General features: G+C 64.1%; 16 protein-coding genes and 1 pseudogene. 16 read left to right on the forward strand and 1 reads right to left on the reverse strand.

The annotated features are described in order from the left end of the window. The 6 genes from DH10_RS23355 to DH10_RS23380 form a co-directional block, all read left to right on the forward strand. The coding region (locus DH10_RS23355; protein WP_192385391.1) for a LysR substrate-binding domain-containing protein at positions 1-690 on the forward strand (690 nt) is incomplete at its 5' end. Between the two features lie 42 nt (positions 691-732). After that, positions 733-1,305 (forward strand): cytochrome b, encoded by a 573-nt coding sequence (locus tag DH10_RS23360; RefSeq protein WP_192252863.1) that lies wholly within the window; start codon positions 733-735, stop codon positions 1,303-1,305. A gap of 69 nt (positions 1,306-1,374) precedes the next feature. Beyond that, positions 1,375-1,950, forward strand: a complete 576-nt coding sequence (locus DH10_RS23365) for a YceI family protein (protein WP_192252866.1) — start codon at positions 1,375-1,377, stop codon at positions 1,948-1,950. 277 nt (positions 1,951-2,227) lie between these two features. Then, positions 2,228-3,214, forward strand: coding sequence for a Gfo/Idh/MocA family protein (locus DH10_RS23370; protein WP_192252869.1), 987 nt, complete (start codon positions 2,228-2,230; stop codon positions 3,212-3,214). Positions 3,215-3,249: 35 nt separating this feature from the next. Beyond that, positions 3,250-4,908, forward strand: coding sequence for an FAD-binding dehydrogenase (locus DH10_RS23375; RefSeq protein ID WP_192252872.1), 1,659 nt, complete (start codon positions 3,250-3,252; stop codon positions 4,906-4,908). Between the two features lie 238 nt (positions 4,909-5,146). After that, on the forward strand, positions 5,147-6,343 hold the full coding sequence (locus DH10_RS23380) for a caspase family protein (protein ID WP_192252875.1): 1,197 nt from the start codon (positions 5,147-5,149) through the stop codon (positions 6,341-6,343). Between the two features lie 98 nt (positions 6,344-6,441). Here DH10_RS23380 and DH10_RS23385 read toward each other — a convergent pair whose 3' ends face one another. Beyond that, complete coding sequence (locus DH10_RS23385) at positions 6,442-6,795, reverse strand: VOC family protein (protein WP_192252878.1); 354 nt, start codon at positions 6,793-6,795, stop codon at positions 6,442-6,444. Positions 6,796-6,941: 146 nt separating this feature from the next. Between DH10_RS23385 and DH10_RS23390 the strand changes: the two genes are divergently transcribed. The 10 genes and pseudogenes from DH10_RS23390 to DH10_RS23435 form a co-directional block, all read left to right on the forward strand. Beyond that, a complete protein-coding gene (locus DH10_RS23390) occupies positions 6,942-7,262 on the forward strand; it encodes a hypothetical protein (protein WP_210325198.1) in 321 nt (106 codons plus the stop codon). A gap of 48 nt (positions 7,263-7,310) precedes the next feature. Then, positions 7,311-8,198: an RNA polymerase sigma factor gene (locus DH10_RS23395; RefSeq protein ID WP_192385392.1), complete on the forward strand. Its 888-nt coding sequence runs from the start codon at positions 7,311-7,313 to the stop codon at positions 8,196-8,198. A 147-nt stretch (positions 8,199-8,345) separates the two neighbouring features. Next, on the forward strand, positions 8,346-8,918 hold the full coding sequence (locus DH10_RS23400) for a TetR/AcrR family transcriptional regulator (RefSeq protein ID WP_192252884.1): 573 nt from the start codon (positions 8,346-8,348) through the stop codon (positions 8,916-8,918). A gap of 77 nt (positions 8,919-8,995) precedes the next feature. Then, the gene (locus DH10_RS23405) at positions 8,996-9,823 is read left to right on the forward strand and encodes an SDR family oxidoreductase (protein ID WP_192252887.1); all 828 of its coding nucleotides are present in this window, start codon (positions 8,996-8,998) and stop codon (positions 9,821-9,823) included. A gap of 237 nt (positions 9,824-10,060) precedes the next feature. Further along, positions 10,061-10,366, forward strand: coding sequence for a helix-turn-helix domain-containing protein (locus DH10_RS23410; protein WP_192252890.1), 306 nt, complete (start codon positions 10,061-10,063; stop codon positions 10,364-10,366). Beyond that, positions 10,366-12,381: a hydrogenase 4 subunit B gene (gene hyfB, locus DH10_RS23415; protein ID WP_192252961.1), complete on the forward strand. Its 2,016-nt coding sequence runs from the start codon at positions 10,366-10,368 to the stop codon at positions 12,379-12,381. The genes DH10_RS23410 and hyfB overlap by 1 nt, the downstream gene beginning before the upstream one ends. Then, positions 12,372-13,328 carry a respiratory chain complex I subunit 1 family protein gene (locus DH10_RS23420; RefSeq protein WP_192252894.1) on the forward strand — a complete coding sequence of 319 codons (957 nt, stop codon included), beginning with the start codon at positions 12,372-12,374 and terminating at the stop codon, positions 13,326-13,328. Before hyfB ends, DH10_RS23420 begins: the two co-directional genes overlap by 10 nt. Further along, positions 13,328-13,990, forward strand: coding sequence for a hydrogenase-4 component E (locus tag DH10_RS23425; protein ID WP_127424884.1), 663 nt, complete (start codon positions 13,328-13,330; stop codon positions 13,988-13,990). The genes DH10_RS23420 and DH10_RS23425 overlap by 1 nt, the downstream gene beginning before the upstream one ends. Continuing rightward, positions 13,987-15,438 (forward strand): hydrogenase 4 subunit F, encoded by a 1,452-nt coding sequence (locus DH10_RS23430; RefSeq protein WP_192252897.1) that lies wholly within the window; start codon positions 13,987-13,989, stop codon positions 15,436-15,438. The genes DH10_RS23425 and DH10_RS23430 overlap by 4 nt, the downstream gene beginning before the upstream one ends. Positions 15,439-15,442: 4 nt before the next feature. Then, a pseudogene (locus DH10_RS23435) lies at positions 15,443-15,679 on the forward strand (hydrogenase expression protein HypE); the annotation flags it as partial.

The following is a 15,679-nucleotide window of genomic DNA, read 5'->3' on the forward strand; positions in this document are numbered from 1 at the left end:
CTCGAACGGCTGCGGCCGGCGCTGTCCGAGATCGACCTGGCGCTGGAGACGGCGGTCGAGGCGCGCGACCGGCCGGCCGGAAATCTCAGACTGACCGTGCCGCGCACCGCCGCGCATCTGGTGTTGACCCCGCGGCTCGCCGCCTTTGCCGCCGCCTATCCCGACATCGTGCTGGAGATCGTCATCGAGGACCGTTTCACCGATGTTGTCGAAGGCGGCTTCGACGCAGGTGTCAGGCTCGGCGAAAGCCTGCAGCGCGACATGATCGCGGTGCGGATCGGGCCGAATATCCGCGGCGCGGTGGTCGGCGCGCCGTCCTATTTCGCGGATATGCCGAAACCGCGCCATCCGCGCGATCTGGCCGGCCACCGTTGCATCCGCTTCCGCTTCTCCAGCGGCATCCTCTACCGCTGGGAATTCGAGAAGGACGGCGAGGAGATCGAGATTGCGGTGGAAGGACCGCTGATCCTCGACGAGGACCACCTGATCGCCCAGGTAGCGGTCGACGGCGCCGGGCTCGCCTTCGTCTTCGAGGACTATGTGCGGGCGCCGCTTGCCGATGGCCGGCTGATCCGCGTGCTGGAGGACTGGTGCCCGTCCTTCGACGGCTTCTTCGTCTACTATCCGAGCCGCCGCCAGATGCGGCCGGCATTGCGAGCTTTCGTGGATTTCTTCAGGGTCAGCTGTTAGGGGCGCCCGGAAGAAAGCCGGAAGCGGGAGCGTTTGCGCACCATGCAGGCATCCATCACCAACTCCCCAACCCGCTACGGCTGGGCGATGATCATCCTCCACTGGCTGATCGGCATCATCTTCATCGGCCAGTTCGTGCTCGGCTTCGTCATGATGCGGATCGAAAGCCAGCGGACGTCCTTCGAGCTGATCCAGCTGCATAAATCCTTCGGCTTCCTGCTGCTCGGCCTGATCATCCTGCGCATCGCCTGGCGGCTCGGCAATGCGGCGCCGGCGCTTCCGCCTTCGGTCGGAACATTGGAGCGGCGAGCAGCGCCGCTGGCGCATTTCGCGCTCTATGCGTTCCAGGTCGCGTTACCTCTGTCCGGCTGGGCGCTGGTTTCGGTATCGACGCTGGAAATCCCGAGCATGCCGTTCAATCTGTTCGTGATGCCGAACCTGCCGCTCGCCGAATCAGACGCCGCCGAAAATTTCTGGTCGGCGGCGCACTGGTATCTCGCCTATGCCGGTATCGCGCTTGTCGTCCTGCATATCGCTGCGGCACTGCGCCACCACTTCCTGCTGCGCGATAGTGTGCTGACGCGTATGATCACGCCTTCGTCAGGCAGGGAATAGAACGGCATCATCATTCGTTGGTGGGGCGAGATGATAGCAATGCGCTGCCTCAGGAAAAGGACCATCCCCATGCATGCGCGTATCCTCGGATTGGCGGCTTTTGCCGCTTGCCTTGTCATGCCTGTTTACGCGGCGGTCGCCCTCAGTGACGCCGCCGGCAGCTACACGATCAGCCCGGCGGGCTCCAGCATCCGCTTCACCATCGGCAAGGCCGGCGGCGGCGGCTTCGACGGCGCCTTCGCCCGCTTCAAGGGCACGATCCGCATCGACAATGCCGATGTCGGGCGCTCGAAGGTCGACCTTACCATCTATCCCGAGAGCGTCGGCACCGGCCAGGGCCGCATCGATGCCTTCCTGCGCTCCGACGCGGTCTTCGACAGCGCCAATAGTCCGGAAATCCATTTCCGCTCGACCAGCGTGACCCGCACCGGCGATACAACTGCCCTTGTCACCGGCCGGCTGACGGCGCGCGGCAAGACGTTTTCGGAAAAGTTCACCGCCGAGCTGGATGGATTGAAAGCCGGCACGATCAAGTTCCATGTCACCGGCAAGGTGCTGAGGTCACGCTACGGCATGGATGTCGGCACGCCGCTCTACTCCAACGTCGTCGACTTCAACATGACGCTGATGGGGAGGAGGGGCTGACCTTTTCCTCGCACCGGCAAGGCGGGGGAGAGGTGACCCGGCGAAGCCGGGACGGAGCGGGGGACGACGTCCGCGACGGCAAGGCCCTCTGAGAAGTTGGTGATTATCAAGCAGCTTCGCTTCCGACGTCGGTTCTTTATGAAGACCCCTCTCCGTCCCGGCTTCGCCGGGCCACCTCTCCCCACTCCGTGGGGCGAGGAATGGAGCGTATCCTTCATTGGCTTTTCCGCCGATTTCGGGCACACCTCCATCGATGTAACCGACATGGAGAAGCACAATGTTCCGATGGGGTGTTCTGTCGACGGCCAAGATCGGCCGCGAGCAGCTTTTGCCGGCGATCGTGGACTCGGAAAACGGCGTGCTGTCGGCGATCGCCAGCCGCGATCTGGCGAAGGCACGCGCGCTTGCCGACCGCTTCGGCGCTCGCCATGCTTTCGGCTCCTATGAGGAATTGCTCGCCTCCAAGGAGGTCGACGGCGTCTACATCCCGCTGCCCACCTCGCAGCATGTCGAGTGGACGGCAAAGGCGATCGAGGCGGGAAAACATGTGCTGGTCGAGAAGCCGCTGGCGCTCGACGCCAAGGACATTCCGCCGCTGATCAAGCTGCGCGACGCCAAGAAGGTGCTGGTCTGCGAGGCCTTCATGGTCACCTACCACCCGCAATGGATCAAGGTGCGCGACCTCATCGCCGGCGGCGCGATCGGCCGACTGCGCCACGTGCAGGGCGCGTTTTCCTACTACAATGTCGACCCCAAGAACATGCGCAACCAGCTCGATCTCGGCGGCGGCGCGCTGCCCGATATCGGTGTCTATCCGACGGTGTCGACTCGGTTCTCAACCGGCAAGGAGCCAGTCCGCGTGCAGGCGACGATCGAGCGCGACAAGACCTTCGGCACCGACATCTACTCCTCGATCCGCGCCGATTTCGGCGACTTCGAACTGTCCTTCTACCTCTCGACGCAGATGGCGGCGCGGCAGGTGATGGTGTTCCACGGCGAGAAGGGTTTCATCGAGGTCTTTGCCCCGTTCAATGCCGGCCTCTACGACCACCACCGCATCGAGTTGCACAACCAGAACCACACCGAGGCGCAGGTATTCCGCTTCCCCGGCACGCAGCAGTACCGGCTGGAGTGCGAGGCCTTCGTGCGTGCCGCCCAGGGCGGCAAGGACCGCGTCTTCACACTGGAGGAATCAGTGCTCAACCAGAAGGTCATCGACGCCATCTTCCGCGCCGGCAACAAGGACGGCTGGGAGCCCGTCTGACACGTCGCCAATGGCTGTTTTGGGGGGAGGAAAACATGGCTGACGACGCGGACGTCATCATCGTCGGCGCGGGGCTGGCGGGCCTCGTCGCCGCGGCCGAGCTGGCCGAGGCCGGCAGAAAGACCATCATCGTCGACCAGGAGCCGGAACAATCGCTGGGCGGCCAAGCCTTCTGGTCGTTCGGCGGGCTGTTCCTGGTCGATTCGCCCGAGCAGCGGCGCATGCGCATCCGCGATTCCCACGACCTCGCGCTCGAAGACTGGATGGGCACCGCCGCCTTCGACCGGCCTGAGGACTTCTGGCCGCGCAAATGGGCGGTGGCCTATGTCGGCTTCGCCGCCGGCGAGAAGCGCTCCTGGCTGATCGAGCGCGGGTTGAAGTTTTTCCCCGTCGTCGGCTGGGCCGAGCGCGGCGGCGGCAATGCGTCCGGCCACGGCAATTCGGTGCCGCGCTTCCACATCACCTGGGGCACCGGGCCGGGCGTGCTCGAACCGTTCGTGCAGCGCGTGCGCGAGGCGCAAAAGCGAGGGCTCGTCCAGTTCAAGTTCCGCCACCGGGTCAACGAGATCACGCAAACCGGCAAGACGGTGACCGGCGTGCGCGGCGACGTCCTCGAGGCAAGCACTGTCGAACGCGGCCGCAAGAGCTCGCGCGACGTGGTCGGCGATTTCGAGCTGCGGGCGCAAGCGGTGATCGTCGCCTCGGGCGGCATCGGCGGCAATCACGAGCTGGTGCGCCAGAACTGGCCGCAGCGCCTGGGCACGGCGCCGAAACGGATGATCACCGGCGTGCCCGATCATGTCGACGGGCGCATGCTGGCAATCTCGGAAGCGGCCGGCGGCAGCGTCATCAACCGCGACCGCATGTGGCACTATGTCGAGGGGATCAAGAACTGGGCGCCGATCTGGACGGATCACGCGATCCGCATCCTGCCCGGTCCGTCATCGCTCTGGCTCGATGCGCGTGGAAAACGGCTGCCGGTGCCGCTTTATCCCGGCTTCGACACCTTAGCCACGCTCGGCCACATCATGAGCACCGGCTTCGACTATTCCTGGTTCATCCTGACCAAGAAGATCATCCAGAAGGAGTTCGCGCTGTCGGGCTCGGAACAAAACCCCGATCTCACCGGCAAAAGCTGGCGGCAGGTTCTGGATCGCGCGACGTCGGGCATTCCCGGCCCGGTGAAAGCCTTCATGGAAAAAGGCGAAGATTTCATCGTCGAGGCCGGGTTGCCGAAGCTGGTGGCGCGGATGAACGCGCTGGCCGGCGGCGAGCCGCTGCTCGATGTGGCGCAGGTCGAACGCGAGATCCGCGCCCGCGACATGCAGCTCGACAATCCGTTCTCCAAGGATGCGCAGATCACCGCGCTGCGCGGCGCGCGCGCCTATCTCGGCGACAGGCTGATCCGCACGGCCAAGCCGCACAAGATGCTCGATCCGGCAAACGGTCCGCTGATTGCCGTGCGCCTCAACGTGCTCACCCGCAAGACGCTGGGCGGCCTGCAGACCGACCTCGACAGCCGCGTGCTCGATGCCGCCGGACAGCCCGTGCCGGGGCTCTATGCGGTCGGCGAGGTCGCCGGCTTCGGCGGCGGCGGCGTGCATGGCTATGCGGCGCTGGAAGGCACCTTCCTCGGCGGTTGCATCTTTTCCGGCCGCAGCGCGGGGCGGGCGGCGGCGGGTGCGGTGGTCTGAACGATCGAACGGTGTTCTTGCAAGCTCGTGAGCCAGACCACCTTGTCTGCTGCGGCATCATTCCGGCGATTGATTATTCCTTGAAGTCGGTCCCAGAAAAAGCGTGACGATGCGCGGAGACTGCAACAGGGCCGGCTCCGGCAACTTTGGACACTTTCCTAAGCAAGAGCGCCTCATGCGGCGGGTACCCACGCGCTTTAACAGATGCTAATATTCTCCGTTACTCGGGAACGTCGCAATGTCCAAGATTTGCTTGTTGTGCGCGTGCCTTCTTTTTCTGGCCGGCTTGTCGACACCGGCTGCCTCTGAAGCCCAAATAGGTCAACGGAGCCACAGATATGCACTTGTGATCGGCAACTCCGCCTACCGCTATGCGCCATCGCTCCCCAACGGGGTGAATGACGCCAATGCGATCGCTCAGGTTTTGCGAGAGACAGGTTTTGAGGTCACCCTCGGATTGGATGCTGACGCATCAACGTTCAGGGAACTCATCGGAAAATTCAGGCGAAACTTGCAGCCGGGTGACGTCTCCCTTTTTTACTACGCCGGACACGGGCTCCAAGCGAACGGAGAAAACTACTTATTGCCTGTTGATGCCGCCCTTCAACGTCCGGCCGACTTGGCTCTCGAGGCTGAGCGCCTGCAAGACATTATCGCCGCCATGACGGCCGAGGAAAATACCGCCATCGTCCTTCTTGATGCCTGTCGGGACAATCCTTTCGTTAAGCAATTGAGTGGACAGGGTCAAAGTCGCGGCCTTGCCATAGGAAAGGGGCTGGGAGCCTTGGAGGCTGGCAGGGGAGTCTTTATCGGCTTTGCAACACAGCCCGGCAACGTCGCCCTCGATGGAGCCGTCAATCATAGCCCGTTTGCAGACTCTCTCGTGAAGCGCATAAAAACTCCTTCGATCGACATTGAAATCCTTATGCGTCGCGTCCGGTTGGACGTCATGAACGAGACTGCCGGGAGGCAGGTCCCCTGGAGCAACTCATCCCTGGTGGAGCCGGGGTTCTCATTCAACCCAGATGCCGCGTCTAGTCGGTCTCCGGCAGAACCCTATCAGCCAGACATCAACACGGCGACGGAGCTCGAATTTTGGAAATCGATCAAGGATACATCCGATGTCTCGATGTATCGCGCCTATCTAGCGGCATTTCCGAATGGTGCATTTATCGAAATTGCAAAGAGCCGAATTGCCAAGTTCGAAGCACCTGCGCCGCCACACAAAAAAATCCTGCCGAAGAAGGTCAGTCGCAAACCGCTAACCTCGTTGCCTATCAATGAACCCTCCGCCAATCGTTCGGCGGAAACGACCGCATCTCCTAAACCAGAATCCATTGGGCGATGCAGGGATGGCAACAAAGAGAGATGTCGCCAGAGATGCCGTGAGGGCGCAAGGCGTGCCTGTCGTAAGCTGCAACAGCTAGGGGGTTAACAACGCCGATGACTGCCTCGTGGGGCGACTTAGGGCGCGTCGCGGCGGGCGTGGTTGACCCGCGATCCGACGACACGATGTGAGGGTATGCCGCCAAACTATCGGCTGGCTAGCATCATGCGGTTGCCTTCGCTGTCGCGGAATTCGGCCACGGTGCGGCCCGGCTGCCATGGCGCTTCCTGCGGCTCGGTGACGATCTCGACGCCCTTGGCCTTGAGCGAAGCGACAGTTGCTTCGACATCATCGTCGACCAGGACGAGCACCGGCTCGGCGCTTGGTGCCGCATCGGTGCGGCTGATGAAATGCAGGTTGGTGACCGCGAAGGGAAAAGCCACCTCGACCCAGCGCCAGCCACCATCGCCCATCGGGTGATCGGCAATGACCTGGCAGGCAAGGTTTTCGGTATAGAACGCCTTGGCGGATACGGGCAGTTCGGCAAACTGGATATGCATTATGTCTCTCCTCATCGCGGCCGCGGGCGCGGCCTCTACGCGTGAAAGACGTCTGCCCCCGGCAAAAAGATTCGCGAGCCGATGAGAATCTTTTCGGCGACGCGAAACGTCTTCCTCACGCAGACACATGAAACAGGAGACGACAAATGAACTACAACCTCATCCGCTACGGCGTGAAGGACGCCAGCATCGCCGAGAACCGGACGCTGGTGGCAAAGGTGTTCGAGGCGCTGGATGAAACGAAACCGCAATCCGTGCGCTATCTCGTGCTCGAACTCGACAACGGCGAATTCATCCACGTCGTCGGTTATGAAAAAGACAGTTCGGCGCTTACAGGGCTCGAGGCTTTCAAGGCCTTCGGCGCCGATCACGCCGGGCGGCGCTCGACACCGCTGGTCCGCTCGCCGGCGAAGATCATCGGCAACTACCATATGCTGGCGAACACAGACGAGGCCGTGCCGGCCTAACCGGGCGCGGTATGGCCCAGCGAGCCGGCGATTGAGAGAACCAGGACGATGAGCACAGCGAAATTCGACCGCTCAGCACTTGAATCCATGCTCGTCGGCCTGCGGCCTAAACTGCACCGCTATGCCGCCCGCATGGCCGGCTCGGCGATCGAGGGCGAGGACATCGTGCAGGAGGCGGCGGTGAAGGCGCTTGCCGCGCATGACGGCGGCGCCTCGGTCGAGCGTCCAGAGCAGTGGCTGTTCCGCATCGCCCATAATGCGGCGCAGGATCATCTGCGCCGCCGCCAGCGGGAGCGCTCCCGCATGACCGAGGCCGACATGACCGGAATAGAAGATCTCTCCGCCAGCGCGGAGGCGCGGCTCGCGGCGGCGACGAGCCTGCGCAGCTTCATGCAGCTTACGCTGGCGCATCGCAGCGCGGTGATCCTCGTCGACGTGCTCGGCCTCAGCCTGTTTGAGACCTGCGAGGCGACGGGCGCCACGCTTGCCGCCACCAAGGCGGCGCTGCATCGAGGTCGGGCTGAGTTGAAGGCGCTGGCAGCGGCGCCGGACGAAGTGCCCGTACCGAAGCTCGGTCCGCAAGAGGAGCGTCGGCTGCGCCGTTACGTCGACCTGTTCAACGCGCGCGACTTCGACGCCGTCAGGGCGCTGATCGCCGAGGACATCCAGGTCGACGTCGTCAACCGTACCCGCTTGCAGGGCAAGAAGGAGGCCTCGACCTATTTCGGCAATTACGACCGCGTCGGCGACTGGGCGCTGTCGCTCGGCTTCGTCGAGGGCCGGCCGGCGATCCTTATCCGCAACCCGCAGGCGGGCGATGCGGTGCGCGGCTTCGTGCTGATCGACTGGCGCGGCGATCAGGTCGCGGGGATCCGCGATTTCCGTTACGCGCCCTATTGTGTCACAGAGGCGGATATCCGCTTCGTCGAAGATTGAGCCGAGGCGGTGCGAGCAGGTTTGTCGCGCAGCGCGCGCTGACAAGGATCGGCAAGCGCTTTACCGGAGGCATCCCTGGACCGGCACTCGCTCAGTGCCGCCGAATCCCTCTTTTTAACGAAAAATAGTTCGGTTATGGTTGCGGCCATGAAGCTCAAGGACGAGAAGAAACTGGATGCCGTTATTGCCGCGACCTGTCGCCTGGCGGCCGAGCGCGGGCTGTTCGGCCTGACCCTGGCCGAAATCGCCAAGGCGGCCGGCATCGGTACGAGCACGCTTTATGTCTATTTCGCCGATAAGGAGGCGCTGTTCAACGAGGTGTTCCGCCGCGCCAAGCGCGAGGCGGTGGATTTCTATGGCGGCGAAATTGACGCCACGGCGCCGCTCAAGGCGCGAGTGCGCGGCGTGTGGACCAGGATGCTTGATCATCGCCTGCGTTGGCACGACCAGGTCAGCTTCATGGAGCAATTTGTCGGCTCTTCCTTCATGAGCGATGAGAGCCGCGCCTACAGCTCGCGGCTCAGCGACGGGCTGATGCAGATCGTCACCGAGGGACAGGGGGCGGAGGCGCTGAAAGCTGTGCCGGCACCTTTCCTGACCTCGCTGTTCATCGGCTCGGTCCGCGAGACCGCGCGGCTGATTCGCGCCGGGGCGATCACCGACACTGAAGAAAGCCGTGCCGTCGCCTTCCAGCTCTGTTGGGACGGCATCCGGTCCTGACAGGCTTTTTTTGCTTGTTAAGCGAATAAATTTTCGCTAATGATTGGCGAATAAATTTTCGCTAAAGGAGCAATGTCATGTCTGTTGAAGGTTCCCCCGTTGTCCTGATCACCGGCGCCTCGACCGGGATCGGCCACGCCGCCGTGCATCTCTTCGCCGAACGCGGCTGGCGCGTCGCCGCCACCATGCGGAACCCTCCCGCCAGCGCTGCGCCGGCGGAACATCAGCACGTTACGGTGCTGCCGCTCGACGTTACCGATCCTGCTTCGGTCAAGACGGCGGTCACGGCAACGCTGGAGCGATTTGGCCGGATCGATGTCGTCGTCAACAACGCCGGCTACGGTCTGTTCGGCCCGTTCGAAACGGCGACCGACGAACAGATCCGCCGCCAGTTTGCCACCAATGTCGATGGCGTCTTCGCCGTGACTCGCGCGGTCCTGCCGGCAATGCGCCGTCAGGGCAGCGGCACGATCATCAATATCGCCTCGCTTGGAGGTCTGATAACTCTTCCCTTTTTCTCCCTCTATCATGCGACCAAATTCGCAGTGGTCGGCTTCACCGAGTCCTTGTCCTTCGAGCTCGCGCCGCTCGGCATCCGCGCCAAGGTCATCGCGCCGGGCGGGGTGGCCACGGATTTCACCGGTCGATCGCTCGCGCAGACATTCGCGGAGGGTGAGCATGCCTATAGCGACACCCTGTCCAAGGTCATGGCGGCGATGACTGCGCGGCGGGGCAACTATTCCAGCCCTGCGTCAATCGCCGAGATCATTTTCACGGCAGCGACCGACAGCACCGGCCGGGTTCTGTATCTCGCCGGTCCAGATGCCGAACAGGCCTTCGCACTGCGCCAGAGCTTGTCGGAGGCGGAAAGGCTGGAAATGGTGAGGCAACATTCGGGCCTGTGATAGGCGCCGCCCCTCTCCATGACGTGCCATGGACGCACTGGACCATGATGGCATTGCCCCACGATCCGATCGGTACGACCGGAGCCTGGTGCGCCGCAACTCACGCGTCAAAAGCTGCGGCAATCAGGTCCGCCATAAATATCGATGTTTAAAACATCAGTAATTGACGATCAGACCTTTTAATGTATGGTGGAGCACCGAGACCTCATATCTCAGAACTGATCCAGAGGGTCGTCGGTGATAACCGCACCGCAATTGCGCGCCGCCAGATCGCTGCTTGGCATCGATCAGCGCCGGCTAGCCGAATTGTCCGGCTTGTCGGTGCCGACGATCCAACGCATGGAAGCCAGCGGGTCGATCATCCGGGGCAATGTCGATTCACTGATGAAACTGATCGCGGCGCTTGAGATGGCCGGCATCGAATTGATCGGGGAAGGCGCGGCCAGCCAGGGCGGCGGACGCGGCGTGCGGCTGAAGACCGGGATCGATCCGGCCAGGGCATCCGATGCCGGCGATGCCGAGCCCGGCGGGGGTCTGCCGTGATTTCGAGCGTTGCTTTTCTGTTGTGCGGCCCTGCCGCGCTTCTGGGAACAGCCATCATGGCCGCAGTGGTCGGCCGGCGCGCCCCGGCGACGAGCCTGGTTTATGGGGCGGCGCTCGCCATTTCGGCCGCCTTGCTCGCGATCGTCGCGGGCCATCTCGCGGACAATCCCGGCGTGGTATCCGCCGTCGCCTTGCCGCTCGGGCTGCCGTGGACCGGCGCCCGGTTCCGCCTCGACAGCCTGTCGGCATTCTTCCTCGTCGTCGTCAATTTGGGCGGCGCCGTCACCAGTCTCTACGGTCTTGGCTATGGCCGGCACGAATCCCAACCGCATCGGGTGCTGCCGTTCTATCCGGCCTTCCTCGCCGGCATGAACCTCGTCGTGCTGGCCGACGATGCCTTCAGCTTCCTGCTGTCGTGGGAATTCATGTCGCTCGCCTCCTGGGCGCTGGTCATGGCGCACCATCGCGACGAGGCCAACAGGCGGGCCGGCTACATCTATTTGGTGATGGCGAGCTTCGGCACGCTGGCGCTGCTGCTTGCCTTCGGCCTGCTGGCCGGGCCGGCGGGAACCTATGCGTTCGACGCGATGCGGGCGGCGCATCCCGGCCTGCTCGCCGCCGGCGCGGTGCTCGCCCTCATGCTGCTCGGCGCCGGTTCCAAGGCCGGCCTGGTGCCGCTGCACGCCTGGTTGCCGCTTGCTCATCCGGCAGCACCCAGTCACGTCTCGGCATTGATGAGCGGCATCATGACGAAGGTCGCCATCTACGGTTTCATCCGCGTGGTGTTCGACCTGCTGGGCGAGCCGGCGTGGTGGTCGGGCGTCGTCGTCCTTCTCATCGGCGGCGCGACGGCGGTTCTGGGCATCCTCCATGCGCTGATGGAGAAGGACCTCAAGCGGCTGCTGGCCTACAGCACAATCGAGAATATCGGCGTCGTCTTTGCCAGCCTCGGCTTAGCGCTCGCCTTCAAGGCGAACGCCATGCCGTCGGCCGCCGCGCTGGCCTTCACGGCGGCGCTCTTCCACGTGCTGAACCATTCCTTCTTCAAGAGCCTGCTGTTCTTCGGCGCCGGCGCGGTGCTCTCGGCGACCGGCGAACGCGACATGGAGAGACTGGGCGGCCTCATCCATCGCCTGCCGGTGACCAGCTTCGTTTTCCTCGTCGGCTGCGTCTCGATCTCGGCGCTGCCGCCTTTCAACGGCTTCGCCTCCGAATGGCTGGTCTTCCAGGCCATATTGCAGAGCCCCGAGCTGCCGCAATGGGGCCTGAAGGTCATCGTTCCGGCCGTCGGCGGCATGCTGGCGCTGGCGGCGGCATTGGCCGCGGCCTGCTTCGTCAAGGCATTCGGCATCACCTTCCTCGGCCGGGCGCGATCGACGGCGGTGGAACGGGCGCATGAGGTCGACCGCTGGTCGTTGGCTGCCATGGCCATGCTTGCGGTCTTCTGCCTGCTCGCCGGCATTCTGCCCGGCTTTGTCATCGACAGCCTGTCGCCGGTGACGCTTTCGCTCATTGGCGACCGCATGCCGGTTCAGACGGCGCAGCCCTGGCTGTCGATCGTGCCGATCGCCGAGAGCCGCAGCTCCTACAATGGCCTGCTGGTGTTCGTCTTCATCACCATCTCGGCCTCGCTCGCGGCCTTCTTCATCCACCGCTTCGCCTCGCACGCGCTGCGCCGGGGCCCGGCATGGGGATGCGGCTTCGCCGACGCAGTACCCTCCGCGCAATACACGGCCGTCAGCTTCGCACAGCCCATTCGCCGGGTGTTCGGCAGCTTCGCGTTCCGCGCCCGCGAGACGGTGGAAATGCCGGCGCCGGGCGCGCTCGAACCGGCGCGCCTCAAGGTGGATTTCCACGATGTGGCCTGGGAGACGTTCTACCAGCCGATCACCGGCGCGATCGATTTCGCCACCGATCGGCTGAACCACTTGCAGTTCCTGACGATCCGCCGCTATCTGACCCTGGTCTTCCTCTACCTCGTCATCCTGCTTCTGGTGCTCGCGCTATGGCCGTGATTTTCGAGCTGGCCGTGCAGGGCGCGCAGATGCTTCTGGTGCTTTTGCTGGCGCCGCTGCTGATCGGCTTCGTGCGCAAGGTGAAGGCGAGGCTGGTCAGGCGGCAGGGACCTTTGCTGATCCAGCCCTATCGCGATCTCATCCGGCTGATGCGCAAGGAGGTCGTGCTGGCGGACAATGCATCCTGGCTGTTCCGGGTGACGCCCTATCTGATCTTCGCCGCCACCTGGGTTGCGGCGGCGCTCGTTCCGACATTCGCCGCCGGCCTCCAGTTCAGTTGGACCGCCGATCTCATCGTCATCGTGGCGCTGCTCGGCAGCGCGCGCTTCTTCCAGGCGCTGGCCGGAATGGACGTAGGCACCAGCTTCGGCGGCATCGGCGCCAGCCGCGAGGTGATGATCGCCTCGCTTGCCGAACCAGCGATGCTGCTCATCGTGTTCAGCCTGGCGCTCGTCGCCGGCGCCACGCAGCTATCGACGGTCGCCGCCTTCATGGGCTCGCCCGAGGTCGGACTGCGGGTGTCGCTCGGCATGTCGCTGATCGCCCTGGTGATGGTGGCGATCGCCGAGAACGCGCGCATCCCGGTCGACAATCCGGCCACGCATCTGGAGCTCACAATGGTCCATGAGGCGATGATCCTGGAATATTCCGGCCGCCATCTGGCGATGATCGAACTCGCCACCTTCCTCAAGCTCGTGCTCTACGTGTCGCTGATCTCCTGCGTCTTCCTGCCCTGGGGCCTGGCGCATGCCGGGGCGGGGCCGAAAGCGCTGGCGCTCGGCGCCGCCGCCTATCTGGTCAAGCTCGCGGTGCTTGCCGTCCTGCTTGCCGTGTTCGAGACGGCGGTCGCCAAGATGCGCGTCTTCCGCGTGCCGGATTTCCTCGGCGCGGCGCTGATGCTGGCGCTGCTCGGCACGCTCTTGCTGTTCGTCTCGCGGAGCCTGTGATGAACGGTCTCACCTTCGACATCGCCCATCTGCTCGCCGGCAGCCTGGTGCTGGTCTCCTTCATGATGCTCTACCAGGACCGGTTGTTCGCGCTGATCAATGTCTTTGCGCTCCATGCGGTGGTGCTTGCTCTGTCGGTTGCCTGGCAGGCCTATATCCAGGACGCGCATCATCTCTACATCACCGCGGCAATAGCGCTGGTCTTCAAGGCGGTCGTCATTCCGGTCGGGCTGCATCGCATCATCCAGCGGCTCGGCATCCACCGCGACATCGAGACCGCCGTCGGCATCGGCCCGACCATGCTCGCGGGCATAGGGCTGGTGACGCTCTCCATGGTGCTGATGCTTCGCGTGACGCCCGAGGCCGACCCGCTCGCCCGCGAGGATCTCGCCTTCGCGCTGTCGATCATATTGCTGGGGCTCCTGGTGATGGTCACAAGGCGCAACGCCGTCAGCCAGGTCGTCGGCTTCATGTCGCTGGAGAACGGCCTGGTGCTGGCCGCAACCGGCGCCAAGGGCATGCCGCTGGTCGTCGAGATCAGCGTCGCCTTCTCGATCCTGATCGCCTTCATCGTTATCGGGGTCTTCCTGTTCCGCATCCGGGAGCGGTTCGATTCGGTCGATGTCGGCGCGCTCGACGACTACCGGGGAGAGCGCCGGTGACCGCCTTCTCCTTCGACGCCGTGGCCGCCATCCTTTTCATTCCCGCGGGCGCCGCGGCAATCCTGGCGGCGCTGCCGAATTACAAGATGACGGCGAGCGTCAATGTTGCGGCAAGCTTCCTGACCCTGCTTGCGGCACTGTCGCTGTTCGTCACCGACCGGCCGGCGCCGGGGCAATATCTCATCGTCGACGACCTCAACATCGTCTTCATCGTGCTCAACACATTCGTCGGCTTCACCACCAGCGTGTTCAGTGCGTCCTATATCGCGCATGAGCTGGAGACCGGCCGGCTGACCGCGCCCAACCTGCGGTTCTATCACGCGATGTACCAGATCATGATGTTCGGCATGAACCTGGCCTTCGTGTCGAACAATATCGGCCTGATGTGGGTCGCGGTGGAGCTCGCCACGCTGACCACCGTGCTGATGGTCGGCATCTACCGCACGCATGAGGCGCTGGAGGCGGCCTGGAAGTATTTCATCTTGGGAAGCGTCGGCATCGCGCTTGCTCTCTTCGGCACCATCCTGGTCTACATGGCCGCCCAGCCGGTCGTCGGCGCGGGCACCAACGCCATGGTCTGGTCGGTGCTGATCGACAAGGCGGCGCATTTCGACCCGGCCCTGCTCAGCGTCGCCTTCATCTTCCTGCTGCTCGGCTACGGCACCAAGGTCGGGCTCGCGCCGCTGCATGCCTGGCTGCCCGACGCGCATGCCGAAGGCCCGACGCCGATCTCGGCGGTGCTGTCAGGCCTGCTGCTCAACGTCGCGCTCTACGCCGTGCTGCGCTTCAAGCTCCTGCTCGCCGCGAGCCCGGAGGCGATCGGCCCGGGACCGCTGATGGCCACGATGGGGCTAACCTCGCTGATCTTCGCGGCCTTCATGCTCTACCGCCGCCGCGACATCAAACGCCTGTTCGCCTATTCCTCGATCGAGCATATGGGCATCATCGTCTTCGCCTTCGGTATGGGCGGCCCGCTCGCCAACTTCGCCGGCCTGCTACACATGGTCATGCACAGCCTGACCAAGTCGGCGATCTTCTTTGCCGTCGGCCATATCGCGCAGGTCAAGGGCACACAGAAGATCTCCGAGATCAGGGGGTTGACCGAAAGCCACCCAGGGCTCGGCTGGGCGCTCGTCATCGGCGTCGTGGCAATAGCCGGCCTGCCGCCGCTCGGCATCTTCATGAGCGAATTCCTGGTCGTCAGCTCGACCTTCGCCAGATATCCGTGGCTGGCGATCCCGCTGGTGTTCGGACTGCTCATCGCCTTCGGCGCGCTGTTGCTGCGGCTGACCGGCCTCGCCTTCGGCGAGCCGCGCGGCGGTACGGCGCCGGTCGAAGCATCTTACGTGCCGATGTATTCGCACCTCGCTCTGGTGTTTACCGCCGGCATCTATCTGCCGGCGCCGCTGGTCGCGTGGTTCCAGCATGTCGCCGGTATCCTGGGGTAAGGCCATGAGCAGGAAGAACATGCCCGCGCTCGCGGATCTCATCGAGGCCGCCCGCCAGGTCGAGCACCACGCGCCCTGGCGGCGCGCCGTGGTGGCTCCGAAGGCCTGGGACCTTGCCGTCGAACAGCTCGCCCATGGCCGCTGGAGCCTGCTCGGCCTGTGGGGACAGCCGGACAGGGTGCACATGGCGCTTCTCGACGAGGCGCGGAATGTCGGCGTCATCAGCCTGGACTGCCGCGGC

The organism is Mesorhizobium silamurunense (assembly GCF_014843825.1).
Lineage (GTDB): Bacteria > Pseudomonadota > Alphaproteobacteria > Rhizobiales > Rhizobiaceae > Mesorhizobium > Mesorhizobium silamurunense.

Coding starts and splice junctions, on each gene's coding strand:
- DH10_RS23360 (WP_192252863.1), top strand. CDS start 733: ATGCAGGCATCCATCACCAACTCCCCAACCCGCTACGGCTGGGCGATG.
- DH10_RS23370 (WP_192252869.1), top strand. CDS start 2,228: ATGTTCCGATGGGGTGTTCTGTCGACGGCCAAGATCGGCCGCGAGCAG.
- DH10_RS23390 (WP_210325198.1), top strand. CDS start 6,942: ATGAACTACAACCTCATCCGCTACGGCGTGAAGGACGCCAGCATCGCC.
- DH10_RS23405 (WP_192252887.1), top strand. CDS start 8,996: ATGTCTGTTGAAGGTTCCCCCGTTGTCCTGATCACCGGCGCCTCGACC.
- DH10_RS23385 (WP_192252878.1), bottom strand. CDS start 6,795: ATGCATATCCAGTTTGCCGAACTGCCCGTATCCGCCAAGGCGTTCTAT.
- DH10_RS23425 (WP_127424884.1), top strand. CDS start 13,328: ATGAACGGTCTCACCTTCGACATCGCCCATCTGCTCGCCGGCAGCCTG.
- DH10_RS23380 (WP_192252875.1), top strand. CDS start 5,147: ATGTCCAAGATTTGCTTGTTGTGCGCGTGCCTTCTTTTTCTGGCCGGC.
- DH10_RS23375 (WP_192252872.1), top strand. CDS start 3,250: ATGGCTGACGACGCGGACGTCATCATCGTCGGCGCGGGGCTGGCGGGC.
- DH10_RS23400 (WP_192252884.1), top strand. CDS start 8,346: ATGAAGCTCAAGGACGAGAAGAAACTGGATGCCGTTATTGCCGCGACC.
- DH10_RS23365 (WP_192252866.1), top strand. CDS start 1,375: ATGCATGCGCGTATCCTCGGATTGGCGGCTTTTGCCGCTTGCCTTGTC.
- DH10_RS23395 (WP_192385392.1), top strand. CDS start 7,311: ATGAGCACAGCGAAATTCGACCGCTCAGCACTTGAATCCATGCTCGTC.
- DH10_RS23420 (WP_192252894.1), top strand. CDS start 12,372: ATGGCCGTGATTTTCGAGCTGGCCGTGCAGGGCGCGCAGATGCTTCTG.